Annotated in this window: 11 protein-coding genes; 6 read left to right on the plus strand and 5 right to left on the minus strand. The window is 64.7% G+C overall.

Features of this window, described 5'->3' with window-relative positions; translation table 11 throughout:
- The first annotated feature begins 743 nt into the window (after window positions 1-743).
- Window positions 744-2177, plus strand: coding sequence for a DUF1254 domain-containing protein (locus EV560_RS00005; RefSeq protein ID WP_131852756.1), 1434 nt, complete (start codon window positions 744-746; stop codon window positions 2175-2177).
- Window positions 2178-2244: 67 nt separating this feature from the next.
- Here EV560_RS00005 and EV560_RS00010 read toward each other — a convergent pair whose 3' ends face one another.
- The 5 genes from EV560_RS00010 to EV560_RS00030 all read right to left on the minus strand — a co-directional run bounded on the left by EV560_RS00010 (window position 2245) and on the right by EV560_RS00030 (window position 9623).
- Window positions 2245-2718, minus strand: coding sequence for a GNAT family N-acetyltransferase (locus EV560_RS00010; protein ID WP_131852758.1), 474 nt, complete (start codon window positions 2716-2718; stop codon window positions 2245-2247).
- Window positions 2658-6410, minus strand: coding sequence for a methionine synthase (gene metH / locus EV560_RS00015; RefSeq protein ID WP_131854669.1), 3753 nt, complete (start codon window positions 6408-6410; stop codon window positions 2658-2660). The genes EV560_RS00010 and metH overlap by 61 nt, the downstream gene beginning before the upstream one ends.
- Before the next feature lie 131 nt (window positions 6411-6541).
- Window positions 6542-7453 (minus strand): methylenetetrahydrofolate reductase [NAD(P)H], encoded by a 912-nt coding sequence (metF, locus tag EV560_RS00020; protein WP_131852760.1) that lies wholly within the window; start codon window positions 7451-7453, stop codon window positions 6542-6544.
- Window positions 7453-8451 (minus strand): ArsR/SmtB family transcription factor, encoded by a 999-nt coding sequence (locus tag EV560_RS00025; RefSeq protein WP_131854670.1) that lies wholly within the window; start codon window positions 8449-8451, stop codon window positions 7453-7455. Before EV560_RS00025 ends, metF begins: the two co-directional genes overlap by 1 nt.
- 137 nt (window positions 8452-8588) lie before the next feature.
- The gene (locus EV560_RS00030; RefSeq protein ID WP_165923245.1) at window positions 8589-9623 is read right to left on the minus strand and encodes a LacI family DNA-binding transcriptional regulator; all 1035 of its coding nucleotides are present in this window, start codon (window positions 9621-9623) and stop codon (window positions 8589-8591) included.
- A 123-nt stretch (window positions 9624-9746) separates the two neighbouring features.
- On the opposite strand from EV560_RS00030, the gene EV560_RS00035 reads away from it, so the two are divergent.
- The 5 genes from EV560_RS00035 to EV560_RS00055 all read left to right on the plus strand — a co-directional run bounded on the left by EV560_RS00035 (window position 9747) and on the right by EV560_RS00055 (window position 15895).
- On the plus strand, window positions 9747-11030 hold the full coding sequence (locus EV560_RS00035; RefSeq protein ID WP_165923246.1) for an ABC transporter substrate-binding protein: 1284 nt from the start codon (window positions 9747-9749) through the stop codon (window positions 11028-11030).
- Between the two features lie 131 nt (window positions 11031-11161).
- The gene (locus EV560_RS00040) at window positions 11162-12091 is read left to right on the plus strand and encodes a carbohydrate ABC transporter permease (RefSeq protein ID WP_131852766.1); all 930 of its coding nucleotides are present in this window, start codon (window positions 11162-11164) and stop codon (window positions 12089-12091) included.
- Entirely contained in the window at window positions 12088-12945 is an 858-nt protein-coding gene (locus tag EV560_RS00045) for a carbohydrate ABC transporter permease (RefSeq protein WP_131852768.1), read from the plus strand. Before EV560_RS00040 ends, EV560_RS00045 begins: the two co-directional genes overlap by 4 nt.
- A gap of 32 nt (window positions 12946-12977) precedes the next feature.
- On the plus strand, window positions 12978-14117 hold the full coding sequence (locus tag EV560_RS00050; protein WP_131852770.1) for a hypothetical protein: 1140 nt from the start codon (window positions 12978-12980) through the stop codon (window positions 14115-14117).
- Entirely contained in the window at window positions 14117-15895 is a 1779-nt protein-coding gene (locus EV560_RS00055) for a glycoside hydrolase family 2 protein (RefSeq protein WP_131852772.1), read from the plus strand. The genes EV560_RS00050 and EV560_RS00055 overlap by 1 nt, the downstream gene beginning before the upstream one ends.
- Window positions 15896-16010 lie beyond the last annotated feature (115 nt).

Genomic DNA, 16010 nt, shown 5'->3' on the forward strand with positions numbered 1-16010 from the left:
AAATCAGGGCCGCGTGACGGGCGAAGACGCTCGCCGGCAAATCGCCGCCCGTGATCGCCTCGCTCGCAGGCCGACTTTTTCAACGGTATCGGTCGTTAGCGGTCGTTCGCAGGAGGCTCGTCTGGAGCCATAAACTCACCGAATGCTGGCAGATCAAAGGGGATGGGCCGGTAGCCCGCCCGTCCCCTAGGAATGACCTCGATCGCTTGCGCTGGGTCGGCCGGCCGGTTGTTCACCGGCCCCGCGCTATCAGGCGATTGCGAGGAGTGGCCGGATGATCGGCATGTCCGTCACCATCGAGAGGGATGCTTTCGCAGCCCTGAAGCCGGCAATCGAAGTCGTGGCCCGAAGCGTAGCGATCAAGCCGGGCAACTGAAGCAGGCCGAGGCCGATTGAAATCGCCCCGATGCGTGAGCGACGCGTGCCTGGGCAGATCAGCCGACCCGCGCAGTCAGCACTATTCGCAACAAGCTTTCGTCGAGCGATTTCAGTATACGGCGAGTTCTCGTGTCATATAATGGTGTGCTCGTAATGGTGTGCTCGGCTCTCTTGGCGGAGCCTGCCCCCGGCCGCATTGCGTTTCCGGGCGACTAGAGCATTTTCGAGCGAAGTGGATACCGGTTCGCGTAAAGAAAATGCGTCAGAACAAAAGGTTAGAGTATTTTCGCGATTCCGGGAACCGCGAAAATTCTCTGGACGGAGCGACGACCACAGAAATGCCTTTGCGAAATTTGGGGGTTAGGATGAATAAAAGCTCGCTTTTACTCTCGTTCTCTCTGTTTTTAGGCTTTTTCGCAGCGCAAGGCGCAGCAGCTCAGACACCGCCAGCGATCTCCGAGGACGAGGCCCGGTCAATCGCCGCCGACGCGTATATCTACTTCTACCCGCTCGTGACGATGGACATCACGCGGCGACAGGCGACCAATATCGAGCCGGGAAAAGCCCTCGGGCGCGGCCCGATGAACACCTTCGTGAACGTGCCGGCATTTCCTCCGGCCAATTTCAGGGACGTGGTCCGCCCGAACTTCGACACTCTGTATTCGGTCGCATGGCTGGACATGACGAAGGAGCCGGTCGTTGTCTCGGTTCCCGACACCGGCGGACGCTACTACCTGCTGCCGATGCTCGATATGTGGACGGATGTCTTTGCCTCGCCGGGATGGCGCACGACCGGCACGCAGGCGCGCAGTTTCCTGGTTGCTCCGCAAGGCTGGACCGGCGCGGTGCCCGATGGGCTGGAGCGCATCACCGCCCCGACACCTTTTGTCTGGATCATCGGCCGCACGAAGACGGATGGCCCGCCCGATTATGACGCCGTTCACAAGATCCAGGCCGGCTACAAGCTCGCAATGCTCTCGGACTGGGGCAAGACGCCGAAGCCGGTCGAGGTGAAGATCGATCCGAGCGTCGACATGAAGACCGCGCCGAAGGTCCAGGTCGATACCATGCCCCCGGCGAAATACTTCGCCTATGCAGCCGAGCTCCTCAAGCAGAATCCGTCACATCTCACCGATGAGCCGATCATCGCGCAGATGAAGCGCCTCGGCATCGAGCGCGGCAAGGATTTTGACTTCGACAAGGCCCCGCCGGTAGTCAAAAAGGCTCTAGAAGCCGCGCCCGACACTGCACGCAGGCTGATGGAGTGGAAGGTCGAGACACTCGCGCGCGTCGCCAACCATTGGTCGATGAACACCGACACCATGGGAGTCTACGGCAATTACTATCTCAAGCGCGCGATCGTGGCTCAGCTCGGTCTCGGAGCGAATTTGCCGGAGGACGCAATCTATCCGCTCAATCTCGGCGACGAGGCGGGCCGCCCTCTCGATGGCACCAACCGATACACGCTGCAGTTCGAGAAGGGCGCGGCGCCGCCTGTGAATGCATTCTGGTCGGTCACGCTCTACGATTCCGATGGCTTCCAGGTCGCCAACACATTGAACCGCTTCGCCGTCAGCAGCTGGATGCCGTTCAACTACAACCCTGACGGCTCCCTCACCCTCTATATCCAAAGCGAAAGCCCCGGCCAGGACAAGGAAGCGAACTGGCTGCCGGCGCCACAGGGAGCCTTCAACCTGACGATGCGCCTCTATGGACCCAAGTCGGAAGCGCTGGCGGGAAAATGGAACCCGCCTCCCGTCAGGCGAGGCCAGGGACTTCCCAGCGTGGCCGGCCAATAGCGCGATCCTACAGCAGTGCTCACCGAGCAAGTGAGCACTGTCCCTGCCGGTGCGTTCCCAGCGCCGGTCAGAGTTCCCTTACGAACACCACCTGCCCGTCCAGGTGCCGCCCCATGTCGCGCCAGCCATGCTCGCGATAGAAGCGCTCGGCCCGCGTGCCGGCGCCCGTCGTCAGCCAGGCCTGGCGGTGCCCGTTCTCGACGAGCCGCGCCAGCGCCGCATCGAGCAACGCCCGGCCGTGCCCGCGTCCCTCATGCGCAGGGTCGATGAACAGCGCCCAGACAAGGGCGGACTGATGGTTGGCGCAGGTGAAGCCTGCGATCTCGCCATCGGCCTCGCTGACCAGGAAGACCGCCTGCTCCATATACCAGGCGACCTCGGCATCGCTGACCTTGGACCGGTCGCGAAGGATGTTCTCGGTCACGCCATGCCGGATGGCGTGGATGCGCGGCAGGTCGGCGGGCGTCGCCGCCCGCAGGCTTATTCCGCCGCTTCCAGCCGGTAGCTCGCCGGGTCGTAGTTCAGGATCGGAGACAGCCACCGTTCGACCTCGTGAATCGCCATGCCCTTGCGCGCGGCATAATCCTCGGCCTGATCGCGCTCGACCTTGGCGACGCCGAAATAGTAGGCGTCCGGGTGCGAGAAGTAGAGTCCCGAGACCGAGGAACCCGGCCACATCGCAAAGCTCTCGGTCAGCTTGACGCCGACGCGGCGCTCGGCCTGGAGCAGCTCGAACAGCGTCGCCTTCTCCGTGTGGTCGGGCTGAGCGGGATAGCCCGGCGCCGGGCGGATGCCCTGGTATTCCTCGCGGATCAGGTCCTCGTTCGAGAAATTCTCGTCCGCCGCATAGCCCCAGAACTCGGTGCGCACGCGCTGGTGCATGCGCTCGGCAAAAGCTTCGGCGATGCGATCGGCCAGCGCCTTGACCATGATCGAGCGGTAATCATCGTTATCGCGGGCGAAGCGCTCGGAGATGCGCTCCTCCTCCGCACCAGCCGTCACGACGAAGGCGCCGACATAATCGGCCGCCCCGCCCTCGGGCGCGACGAAGTCGGACAGGCACATATTGGGCTTGCCGTCGCGCTTCGACAGCTGCTGGCGCAGCCCGTGCAGCGTCGTCAGCGCCTCCTGCCGGCTCTCGCCGGTATAGAGGCGGATATCGTCGCCGACCGCATTGGCCGGCCAGAAGCCGATCACCGCCTTGGGATTGAACCAGCGCTCCTCGACCACGCGCTTCAGCATGGCCTGGGCATCGTCCCAGAGCGCACGCGCCGCCTCGCCCTGCTTCTCGTCTTCGAGAATGGCCGGGAAACGGCCTTTCAGCTCCCAGGTCTGGAAGAACGGCGTCCAGTCGATCAACGGCACCAGCTCGGCAATGTCGTAGGTACCGAAGACACGCGTGCCGAGGAAACTCGGCTTCGGCGGCTTGTAGCCCGCCCAGTCCGGCTTGAAGGCGTTGGCGCGCGCCTTGGCCAGAGGCAGGCGCTGTTTGTCCGCCTCCGAGCGGCGATGCGCATCGGCGACCTTGGCGTATTCGGTCTTGATGCCCTCGACATAGCCCGGCTTCTGGTCCTGCGAAAGCAGGCTGGAAACGACGCCGACCGCGCGCGAGGCGTCGGTGACATAGACAGTCTGGCCGCGATCATAGGCCGGATGGATCTTCACCGCGGTATGGACGCGGCTCGTCGTCGCCCCGCCGATCAGCAGCGGGATATCGAAGCCCTCGCGCTCCATCTCGGAGGCGACGGTCACCATCTCGTCGAGCGAGGGTGTGATCAGGCCGGAGAGACCGATGATGTCGACCTTCTCCTTGCGCGCAGTGTCCAGGATCTTTTGCGTCGGCACCATCACGCCGAGATCGATGACCTCGTAATTATTGCACTGGAGCACGACGCCGACGATGTTCTTGCCGATATCGTGGACATCGCCCTTCACCGTCGCCATCAGCACCTTGCCGGCGGCAGAGCGCTCGGCGCCACCATTCAGGCGCTTCTCCTCCTCCATGTAAGGCATCAGATAGGCGACGGCCTGCTTCATCACGCGAGCCGATTTCACCACCTGCGGCAGGAACATCTTGCCGGCGCCGAACAGGTCGCCGACCACGTTCATGCCGGCCATCAGCGGCCCCTCGATGACATGGAGCGGCTTGTCGGCCTGGAGCCGCGCCTCTTCAGTATCGCGGTCGATGAACTCGGTGATGCCGTTGACCAGCGCGTGCTCGAGCCGCTTGTGCACATCAGCCTCTCGCCAGGCGAGATCCTTGCCCGAGACCGCCTGCGAGCCGTCGCCCTTGAAGCGCGGCGCGGCCTCGAGCAGGCGCTCGGTCGAATCCTTGCGCCGGTTGAGGACCACATCCTCACAAAGCTCGCGCAATTCCGGATCGAGATCGTCATAACTGCCGAGCTGGCCGGCATTGACGATGCCCATATCCATGCCGACCTTGATGCAATGGTACAGGAAGACCGAATGCATCGCCTCGCGGACCTTCTCGTTGCCGCGGAACGAGAAGGACAGGTTCGAGACACCGCCCGAGATATGTGCGCCCGGTAGCGTCTCGCGGATCGTCTTCGTCGCCTCAATGAAGTCGTTGCCGTAATTATCGTGCTCCTCGATCCCGGTCGCGACAGCGAAGATGTTCGGATCGAAGATGATATCTTCCGGCGGAAAGCCCGCGACCTCGGTCAGCAGCTTGTAGGCCCGCGTGCAGATCTCGATCTTGCGCTCGTAGGTATCGGCCTGGCCCTTCTCGTCGAAGGCCATGACGACGACGGCCGCGCCATAGTTCCGGCAGATGCGAGCATGCTCGAGGAACGCCTCCTCGCCTTCCTTCATCGAGATCGAGTTGACGATCGGCTTGCCCTGGATCGTCTTCAGTCCGGCCTCGATGACATGGAATTTCGACGAGTCGACCATGATCGGCACGCGCGAGATGTCCGGCTCCGAGGCGATCAGGTTGAGAAACTCGGTCATCGCCTTCTCGGAATCGAGCAGGCCCTCGTCCATGTTGACGTCGATCACCTGCGCGCCGTTGGCGACCTGGTCGCGCGCCACATCGAGCGCCGCGGCATAATCGCCATTGGTGATCAGCTTCCGGAATTTGGCCGAGCCGGTGACGTTGGTGCGCTCGCCGACATTCACGAAGGGAATCGTCTCGTCGAGCGTGAACGGCTCCAGCCCGGCAAGCCTGAGATAGGGCTTGGGCGAGGGAATGGCCCGCGGCGCCTTGCCGGCGACGGCCTGCGCGATCGCCTCGATATGACCCGGCGTCGTGCCGCAGCAGCCACCGACAATGTTGACGAGGCCGGCATCGGCGAACTCGGCCAGCATGCCGGCGGTCGCCTCCGGTCGCTCGTCATAGAGGCCGAACTCGTTCGGCAGGCCGGCATTCGGATAAGCGCAGATCAGCGTCTCGGCGACGCGCGACAGGTCCTTGATATGCGCCCGCATCTCGCGCGCGCCGAGCGCGCAATTGAGGCCGACGGTCAGCGGGCGGGCATGGCGCACCGCGTTCCAGAAGGCTTCGGTCGTCTGGCCCGAGAGGGTTCGGCCGGAGAGATCGGTGATCGTGCCGGAGATCATCACCGGCAGGCGGATGCCCCGCTCGCGATAGACCTCCTCGATCGCCACGATCGCCGCCTTGGCATTGAGCGTGTCGAAGATGGTCTCGATCAGCATCAGCTCGGCGCCGCCATCGATCAGCCCGCGCACCTGCTCGGCATAGGATTCGCGCACCTGGTCGAAGCTCACGGCGCGGAAGCCGGGATTGTTGACGTCGGGCGAAATAGAGAGCGTGCGGTTGGTCGGGCCGATCGCGCCGGCGACGAAGCGGCGCCGGCCATCGGCCTTCTGCGCGAGCATCGCCGCCTCGCGCGCCAGCCTCGCCGATTCGACATTGAGCTCGTAGACCAGCTCTTCCATGCCGTAATCGGCCTGGGCGATCGCGGTCGAGGAGAAGGTATTGGTCTCGACGATATCGGCGCCCGCCCTGAAATAGGCGAGATGGATGTCGCGGATCGCCTCCGGCTGGGTCAGCACCAGAAGGTCGTTATTGCCCTTGAGGTCATGGTTCCAGCCCTTGAAGCGCTCGGCCCGGAACTCGGCCTCGGAGAGCTTCAGGTTCTGGATCTGCGTCCCCATCGCGCCATCGAGCACGAGGATGCGTTCGGAGGCGGCCTGGCGCAAAGCGCGCTCGATCTCGGCGCCGTCGACGGGTGTGGGCTTGTAGTCTGACATCACGGACGCTTTCGTCATGACACTCGTTTCGTATCGTCTCTTCCGTCGTTGCGAGCAGCGGAGCGACGAAGCAATCCAGGGGGAGTGCGCGAGGCCCCTGGATTGCTTCGCCGCGCTCGCAATGACGCTCCTTACTCCGCAGCCGCCTGCTGCTGCACGCTCTTGTCCGGCTTCAGGCCGACGAGATGGCAGATCGCATAGACCAGATCGGCCTTGTTCATCGTGTAGAAATGCAGGTCGGAAACGCCGCGGTCGATCAGGTCGAGCACCTGCTCTGCGCAGACCGCCGCAGCCACCAGCCGGCGCGTCGCTGCGTCGTCTTCCAGCCCCTCGAACCGGTCGGCCAGCCATTGCGGCACGCTCGCGCCGGTCTTGGTCGCGAAATTCGCGGTCTGCTTGAAGTTCTGCACCGGCACGATCCCGGGCAGGATCGGGATGTCGATGCCGCGGGCGCGGACCTTGTCGAGATAGCGGAAATAGACGTCGTTATCGAAGAAGAACTGGGTGATGGCGCGCGTCGCGCCGGCATCGACCTTCTTCTTCAGCGCGTCGATATCGGCATCGAGCGAAGCGGCTTCAGGATGCTTCTCGGGATAGGCCGAGACCGTAACCTCGAAATCGCCGATCTTGCGGATGCCGGCCACCAGATCGCAGGTCTGGTGATAGCCCTGCGGATGCGGTTCATAGGCCGTGCCGAGCCCGCCAGCCGGATCGCCGCGCAGCGCAACGATATGGCGCACGCCCGCCGTCCAGTAGGAGCGAATGACCTCGTCGACCTCGCCGCAGGTGGCGGATACGCAGGTCAGGTGCGCGGCCGGCTTGAGGCCGGTCTCATCGACCATGCGCTTGACCGTGTTGTGGGTGCGCTCGCGCGTCGAGCCACCGGCGCCATAGGTCACCGAGACGAAGGAGGGCTTCAGCGGCTCTAGTCGGCGCACGCTTTCCCAGAGCGCAACCTCCATCTCCGGGGTCTTCGGCGGAAAGAACTCGAAGGAGACGCGGGGACGGCGCGAGCCATGCCGGCTGGGGCGGAAAGCGTTCATCAGGCCACCTCGAACTGGGTTTGGCGCAACGGGAAATCACCTTGCTGGCGGCGGTCGCGGCCGCGCCAGAGCATTACTGAGAGTTGTCCGGGCGCACCGTCCGCCGCCGTCACTTCCTCGGCGAGATCGCAGACGAGCCCGGCCTCGGCGAACCAGCCTGCGATCTGGGCACGCGAGAAGCCGAGGCGGCGATGCGCGTGCTCGCTGCGCAGGAACTCCATCTCATGCGGCGCGAAATCGACCACGATCAGCCGGCCTCCGGGCGCGAGCATGGCCGCAGCCTCCCGCAGGGCCCGGCCCGGGTCTTCGAGGAAATGCAGGACCTGATGGATCACCACGACATCGAACGAGCCGCGCGCGAAGGGCAGTGCATGGATATCGCCCTGGCGCAGTTCGACGCGCGACAGCCCCGCCTTCTCCAGATTGGCCCGCGCCACCGCCAGCATGGCATGGCTGGCATCGACACCGACCGCCCGGCCGAACTTGGGCGCGATCCGTTCCAGCATCCGGCCGGTGCCGGTGCCGAGATCGAGCATCGCGCCGGGCGAGCCCTCGCCGACCGCGGCCTCGACAGCGGCCTCGACCGCATCATCCGGGACATGCAGCGAGCGCAGCCTGTCCCAGTCGCGGGCCACGCTGGCGAAATAGGATTGCGCCGCGTCCGCACGCGCCGCCCGGACCGCGGCGAGCCGCTCCCGATCGGCCACCAGCACCGGATCGGAGCGATCGAGCCAAGCCGCCAGCGAGGCGGCGAAGGCACCGCCCGCGCCGGCCTCGTCGAGCCGAAAGAAGGCCCAGGCGCCCTCGCGATAGCGCCGGACCAGCCCGGCTTCGGCCAGAAGCTTGAGATGGCGCGAGATGCGTGGTTGCGACTGGCCGAGAATGTCGGTGAGATCGGAGACCGAAAGCTCGCCCTCGGCCAGCAGGGCCACGATCCGCAGCCGCGTCTCCTCGCCGGCGGCGCGCAGGCCCGCGAGCAGGGATGCCGAGGAGAGCATGGTGGGCTGACGCAAGCGCTTGATCTCCGCGATCGTTCGAAAAAAGATATAAAGATATCTTTATATCGAACATCGCGATCGCGCAAGCCCTCAACAAGCGTGCGCTCGAACTCGGAGACGATGCGCCAGCACTAAAGTCAGGCTACCGATCGATCGATGACCTCATGCCGCAAGATGACTTCGCGCGGAGCGTCTGGGTCCATCATCGTCAGGAGCGCCTCGCCATAGGCTGGATACGGAATCCGGATCGATGACAGCCACGGCGCGATCCAGGGATTGAGGGGATTGTCGTCGAAACCGAGCAGGTGCGGCGTGCCGCCCGCCTCGAGGCCCGCCTCGACCAGCCGGCGATGCGCGCCAAAAGCGATCATGTCGCTGGCGCAGGCGAAACCGGCCGGCAGCGTGCCCGCCTCAAGCAACGCCCCTGCGGCCCGATAGCCGATCTCCAGATGTTCCGCTCCGGCGGTGGTCAGGAAACGTTCGGGCGGGAGCGGCGCACCTGCCGCGACGAAGGATTCGGCGATGCCGCCAATGCGTTCGACCGTCGCAGAGGAGTCGAGATGACCGTGGATCACCGCGATGTCGCGCACGCCGCGCCTGAGGAAGAAGCTGGCCGCATCCCGGCCGGCCTGGCGGTTGTCGATGCCGATGAAGGGTTGGCCGTCGTCGCCGGGGCAGCGTCGGTTCACGAAGATCAAGGGCTCGCCGGCCTCCCGCATCATGTCGAGCTGAGGGCTCTTCACAACGCCGAGCAGCACCGTCGCCCGCACGAGATGCGCGCGCATCTCCAGCAGATATTCATCCTGCAACTCGGCCCGGTCATGGCTGTCGCACAGTGCCAGCACGAGGCCGCGCGTGCGGAGCGCAACCTCGACGGAGGCAGCGATCGCAGTCATCGCCGGGTTACCGAGATTGGCTGCGATCACGGCCACCAGCCGGCTCTGGCGCTGGCGTAGCGACCGTCCGGCACTGCTCGGCCTGTAGCCAAGATCGGCGATCGCCGCCCTGACCCGCGCAACCGTCTCTGGCGAGGCCATGTTGGCGACGCCGTTGACGACACGCGAGACCGTCGCGATCGAGACTTGGGCGCGCTCCGCCACCGCGCGGATCGAGACGCCGCGCTCTGGCACAGCGGCCCCGCTTCGGATCGATTGTCGCGCTTTGCCAGCCACTTGCGTCCCTCCGCCCAGGCCCATCTCCAGGCCCCTTGATGTCTTGATCGAGTTCGCCTTATGATAAGTCAACGAAAACGTTTACGTAACATAATCAACAATGGACCCCGGGGAGGATCGACCATGCGACTGGCCAAGGTTCTGAGCGGAGCTTTCTGCGCCGCCATGCTGCTCTGCGCACCGCTGAAGGCGCAGGAGCTGACGGTCTGGCACGATCTCGGCGATAACGGGATCAAGTGGTTCCAGGCCGCCGGCGCGGAATTCGCCAAGAGCAGGCCCGGGGTCACCGTGCGCTCGCTCTCCTACCCCACGGACCAGTGGTTCGGCCGGGTGATCGGCGCGCTCAACACCGACACCGCGCCGGACCTGATCTTCAACAATTACGAGCGCGTCATCCGTGTCGAGAGCCAGACCGGCAAGGTCATGGACATGACGCCGGTACTCGCCGGCATCACCGACAAGGGCTTCCTGGCCGAGGACGATCTCAAGGTCGCGACCTACAAGGGCAAGATGATCATCCTGCCGGTCCAGCGCGTGCAGATGGCTCTCGGCGTGCGCAAGAGCTGGCTCGACAAGACCGGCGAGAAATTCCCCGAGACCTGGGAGGATGCGAAGCGCATCGCCGTGAAATTCCGCGACGCCGATCCGGACGGCAATGGCAAGGCCGACACCTTCGGCTTCGCGCTGCAGGCCGCCAAGCCGCGCGACCTGATCCATATGCTCGATCTGTTCACCTTCGGCACGGGCGTGCGCCACACGTTGATCGACCCTGCGGGCCAAATCACCATCGACGAGCCGAAACATGCCCAGGTGCTCGAGGAATTCCTAAAGACCTACTCGTCTTACAAATTCGTCGCACCCGACACGATCAACCATTCGTTCAACGAGATGTACCAGGTCATCGAGGGCGGCCGGGCCGGGATGTTCCGCGTCGGCGACTGGAACGTGAAGAAATGGGACGGCGCCAATGTCCTGAACGGCGATTTCATCTCCGGGCCCTGGCCTCGCTTCGCCGAAGGCGAGACGAATGCGGTGGTGATCGGCGGCATGCGCGGCGTCGCCGTGCCGGAGAACGCGCCCAACAAGGCGCTTGCCGTCGAATTCGCCAAGTTCCTGCTCGACAAGCAGGCGCAGCAGGCCTCGCTGGAGGCGGTCGGGGCAGGCGTGCGCAAGGATCTCGACATTTCGACGCTCTCCGACCGCCAGCAATTCTTCGCCAAGGCCCAGGGCCAGCTTGTCGCCTACGACTTCCCGGAATCGATCCACCCCTTCTACCCGGAGCTCGAGGCGGCCTTCCACCGCAAGCTGCTCGCTGGCCTCGCCAATCCGCCGGCCGACTGGAAACCCTTCATCGCCGAGACCGCCAAGGAGATGCGGGATCTCGCAGCGAAGCTGTCGAAAGGCTGAGCCCCCCTGCGTGCCGCCGGCATCCTGGCCGTGATCCCGGGTAGCCTCGGGATCCGGCGCGCCTTCGGCGATCACGCCACCTCGGGCGAGCCAGTCCGCTGCCATGTCACGCACTATTTTCGGAACCAGGCATGACCAGCCTCACTCTCCCCATCGCGCATGAGCGAACCGGCCTTGCCGGTCGCCTCGACGAGGCGTGGGGGCATCGCGTCTTCTATCTGTTCGTGGCGCCGTTCGCTGCGCTGACCATCCTGTTCGGGATCTGGCCGATCCTGCTTTCGATCCAGGTCTCGTTCACGGCCTCGGCCAGCGCGCTCAAGCCCAACCCGAGCTATGTCGGCCTCGCCAACTATGCCGCCGTACTGGCCGATCCCGTTTTTCTTGCCTCGCTGGCGCGCACGCTGGTCTATACGGCGCTTTCCGTTGTCGCGAACCTCGCCTTCGCACTGGGCTTCGCGACGCTGCTCGACTCGACCCTGCTCAAGCGCGGCAATCTGTTTTTCCGCCTGGCCATCTTCCTGCCGGTGGTGACGCCCGATGTCGCCGGCTATGTCGTCTGGCGCTGGCTCTACGACCGCTCCTTCGGGGCCATCAATGCCGGGCTCGATCTCCTTGGCCTGCCGGCTTTCGGCGGCCTGTCGAGCCCCAATACGGCGATGCTGGCCGTGCTCATCGCCGAGCTCTGGCACCATGCCGGCTTCTACGTGATCATCTTCCTCGCCAACCTCTCGATCCGCGACAAGGCCCTGGAGGAGGCGGCCCATATCGACGGCGCGACCACCTGGCAGCGCTGGCGTTACGTCGTCCTGCCGCAGTTGCGCCCGGCGCTGATGATCAACACGGTCTATGCGCTGATCCAGTTCCTCAAGACCTTCACGGTCGTGGTGGTCATGACCAAGGGCGGCCCAAGCGACCAGACCAACTTCGTCAGCTATTACGCCTACCAGCTCTTCGACCAGGGCCGCTATGGCGAGGCGACCGCGATGGCGACGATCCTCTTTTCCATCGTCATCCTGATCTCGCTGACGGCCTTTCGCATCGGCGACAGGAGAGTCGGATGAAGGACACCGACGCTCCTTCGGGCTGGCATTCGCCGCTCGCCTATGCCGGCGCTTATGCGCTCGCCGGCGGAGTCAGCCTGCTCTTCCTCTATCCCTACTGGTGGATGCTGGTCTCGGCTTTCCGCTCGACCCGCGAGATGCTCTCGGCGCCGTTGCGCCTGTTGCCCGAGCGCTTCGATCTCTCGATTCTATCCGAGATCGGACGCATCGGCGGGGTCGAGCTCTGGCGCTACGGCTTGAACTCGGTCGCGATAACCTGCGCTTCGACAATTCTCGGCGTCACGGTCACCGCGCTCGGCGCCTATGCCCTGGTGCGCAAGCCCCGGCTGCCGGGCTTCAGCATCCTGCGCTACGGTTTCCTGATCACCGTCATGTATCCCTATATGCTGCTGGTGATCCCGGTCTATCTGGTCATGTTCAAGCTTGGCCTGCTCGGCTCCTATTCGGGCATCATCCTGTTCCTGGCGCTGGGGCCGATCCAGTTCTTCCTGTTCGAGCAGTTCTTCCGGGCGATCCCGCCCGAGGTGATCGAGGCCGCGATCATCGACGGGGCAAGCGAAGCCCAGGTGCTGTTCAAGGTGGTGATGCCGATGGCGGCGCCGGTCGTGGCGACGGTGGCGATCATCTCCTTCCTGCTCAACTGGGCGCAGTGGTTCCCGATTCTGGTGATCTCGCGCACGCCGGACACCTACACGCTGCCGGTGGCGCTGCTGGCGATGAACGGCGAGCTCGGCGCGAATTTTCAAGGGATCATGGCGCTGTCCGTGATCACCACATTGCCGGTGGCGATCCTGTTTCTGATCGCCCAGAAGCGCGTGATGGCAGGCATGGCGGCAGGAGCGGTGAAGGGATGATGCAGGCGGCGACACAGGCTAAACGCACGGACATGGCGGTCGATGACGCGCGCGAGGCCTTGGCCCAACGTGTCGAAGCTGCACGAGTCCGGACACTGGACTGGCTCGCGACCATGCAGGCCGTTGGCGAGCCGCGGGGCGTCATGCGCATCAGCGCGCAGCATGACCCGGGCAAATGGCCCGGCATGCTCCTGCCGGGCAGCTACAACGGCATCAACCTCCTGTCGCTGATCGGTGGCCTCGACGACTGGTCAGCGGACGAGCGCGCGACGCTGGTCGCGTGGTTCGAGCGCTGGCGCCTGTCCGACGGCCGCTTCCGCATCGCCGGCATGACCGATGATGCCGTCTTCAAGAAGCCCGATCGGACCGAGACGTGGCGCTATATCGATTTCCACGTCACGAACTATTCCCTGGGGGCGATCGAGGCGCTCGACCCGGCGCGCAAGCCGCTGCTCGCCTTCGCCGAGCCTTTCCTCGATGTGAAGGAACTCGGCGCCTGGCTCAGCCTGCGGGACCTGCGCGACCCCTGGCAGGAGGGCAACAACATCGTCAATCTCGGCAGCTTCCTGCTGTTGATGGCGCGGGACGGGAACGCTGCGGTCAAGGCACAGGTCGACGCCGCGCTTGAAACGCTCTTCGCCTGGCATGATCGGCTCCAGGAGCCCTCGACCGGTTTCTGGGGCGTCGGCCAATTGTCCGATCCCTTGAAGCTGCTCCATGCCTTCGCCGGGTCGATGCACAACTTCCATCTCTGGTACGAGACCGGCAGGCCACTGCCCTTCCACGAGCGCGCGCTCGACTATTGCCTGACATTGCCGCCCGCCATCGACAGCGCCTGCATCGATGTCGACGCCGTCGATGTTCTCGTCAACGGCCACGCCATGCTCGGCTATCGCCGCGCCGCGATCGAGCAATGGTGCCTGGAACTGCTCGAAGCGCTGCTGTCCTTCCAGAACCCGGATGGCGGCTTCGCCGATACGCGCGACGGCGTGCGCCGGCAGGATGGCTGGGTCAGGGGCTATGAGGAACCGCAGGGCTTGTCCAACACCTTCGCGACCTGGTTCCGCTGGATCGCGGTCGCCATGATCGCCGATTTGCTCTGGCCGGGCCGCTGGCCCTGGGCGTTCCGGCGCATGGTCGGCATCGGCTACCGGAAGGAGACGCAGGGCTAATGGGCAAGGCAGCGATCGACCCCTTCGCCCATCTGCATGATGAGGGCTATGCCGACGGCTTCGCGGCCGGCTACGTGACCGCTGCGACGCTCGTGCAGGGCGGTGGCCGCCCGGTCGAAAGCCTCGCCGGCCCATGGCGGATGACGCTCGACCTGTTCGACGAGGGTTTGCGCCAGAAATGGTATGCCGAGGACGACACTCCGCCGTCGCAATGGCCGACGCCGCGCGACTACGAGATCGAGGCCGGCGAGCTCGTTCAGGTCCCCTCCTGCTGGAATCTGCTCAAGCCCGAGTGGACCTATTTCGAGGGGGCGGCCTGGTATACGCGCGACCTCGATTGGAGGTCTGGCGCTTCCGGCGAGCGCGCGTTCCTGCAGATCGCCGGTGCAAATTATAGTCTGCTGGTATTCGTCAACGGACGCTTCGTCGGTGGTCATCGCGGCGGATCGACCCCCTGTTCGCTGGAGCTCACGCAGGCGCTCGAGCCCGGGTCGAACCGGCTGCAGATCATGGTCGAGAATCGCCGGCGCGCCGACCGCGTCCCGATGCATCATTTCGACTGGTTCAACTATGGCGGGCTCTATCGCGAGGTCGAGCTTTTGCGCCTGCCTGCGACCTTCATCAGGCAGGCCGCAATCGCCCTTGTGCCGGGCAGCGGCTTCCGCGCCATCGCCATGACGGTCAAGCTGTCGGACCCCGTTGACGGTAGCGCGGTGATCACCATTCCGGAGCTGGGCGTCGAGGCATCCGTCGCCATTACGGCTGGCGAGGGACGCCTGACGCTGGAGGCTGCCCCGCAGCTCTGGTCGCCGGCTTCACCGAAGCTCTATGAGGTCGAAATCCGCCATGGCGCCGATCTCTGGCGAGACCGGGTCGGCTTCCGCGAGATCAGGACCGAGGGCACCACGATCCTGCTCAATGGCGAGCCGATCTTCCTTGCCGGTGCCTGCGTCCACGAGGACGATGTCACGCTTGGCAAGACCAGCAACGAAGCCGACATCCGCCGCCGCATCCGGCACGCCCGCGAACTCGGGGCAAATTTCCTGCGACTTGCGCATTATCCTCATCACGAGCTGGTCGCACTCATCGCCGATGAGGAAGGCCTCCTGCTCTGGGCCGAGATACCGGTCTACTGGGCGATCGACTTCGGCAATGCCGAGACCTATGCCGATGCCGAAAACCAGCTTCTGGAGCTGGTCGCCCGTGACATCAATCGCGCCAGCATCGTCATGTGGGGAGTCGGAAATGAGAATGCCGATACCGACGAGCGCTACCGTTTCATGGCGGGGCTTGCGACGCGGGCGCGGCTAGCCGACCCGACCCGCCTCGTCGCGGCAGCCTGCCTGATCAACCGCGAGCGCTTCGCGATCGAGGATCGGCTGGCGGATCATCTCGACGTCATCGGGATCAACGAGTACTTCGGATGGTATGAGCCGGACGTCGCCAATCTCGAGCGGCTCGTCGCGAATTCCGACCCTGGCAAGCCCGTTGTCATCAGCGAGACCGGGGCAGACGCGCTGTTTGGCCATCGCGGCGCAGGACGCGTTCTCTTCAGCGAAGACTGGCAGGCCGAATTCTACCGGCTCCAGATGGCCGTCATCGCCAGGACGCCGTGGATCAGGGGCATGGCCGCCTGGCTCCTCTATGATTTCCGTTCGGAAAGGCGCCAGACGGGCTTTCAGCGGGGATTCAACCGCAAGGGCCTGATTGCGGAGGACAAGACGACAAAAAAGGCGGCATTCGCTGTATTGGCCGAGCTCTACAGAAATCAGGGCTGAAGTTCCCGACAGGCCTATCCCGGCGCGGCAGCCTCCCCATCCGATGCGCGAGCGCTCCGATATCCTTCATTTGCATCAGGACGCCGCCCGCGTGGCGCAGTAGCCTCCCCTGTGT

The organism is Allobosea sp. BK604 (assembly GCF_004341515.1).
Lineage (GTDB): Bacteria > Pseudomonadota > Alphaproteobacteria > Rhizobiales > Beijerinckiaceae > Allobosea.

Coding starts and splice junctions, on each gene's coding strand:
- EV560_RS00045 (WP_131852768.1), top strand. CDS start 12,088: ATGAAGGACACCGACGCTCCTTCGGGCTGGCATTCGCCGCTCGCCTAT.
- EV560_RS00055 (WP_131852772.1), top strand. CDS start 14,117: ATGGGCAAGGCAGCGATCGACCCCTTCGCCCATCTGCATGATGAGGGC.
- EV560_RS00050 (WP_131852770.1), top strand. CDS start 12,978: ATGGCGGTCGATGACGCGCGCGAGGCCTTGGCCCAACGTGTCGAAGCT.
- EV560_RS00035 (WP_165923246.1), top strand. CDS start 9,747: ATGCGACTGGCCAAGGTTCTGAGCGGAGCTTTCTGCGCCGCCATGCTG.
- metF (WP_131852760.1), bottom strand. CDS start 7,453: ATGAACGCTTTCCGCCCCAGCCGGCATGGCTCGCGCCGTCCCCGCGTC.
- metH (WP_131854669.1), bottom strand. CDS start 6,410: ATGTCAGACTACAAGCCCACACCCGTCGACGGCGCCGAGATCGAGCGC.
- EV560_RS00005 (WP_131852756.1), top strand. CDS start 744: ATGAATAAAAGCTCGCTTTTACTCTCGTTCTCTCTGTTTTTAGGCTTT.
- EV560_RS00040 (WP_131852766.1), top strand. CDS start 11,162: ATGACCAGCCTCACTCTCCCCATCGCGCATGAGCGAACCGGCCTTGCC.
- EV560_RS00025 (WP_131854670.1), bottom strand. CDS start 8,451: ATGCTCTCCTCGGCATCCCTGCTCGCGGGCCTGCGCGCCGCCGGCGAG.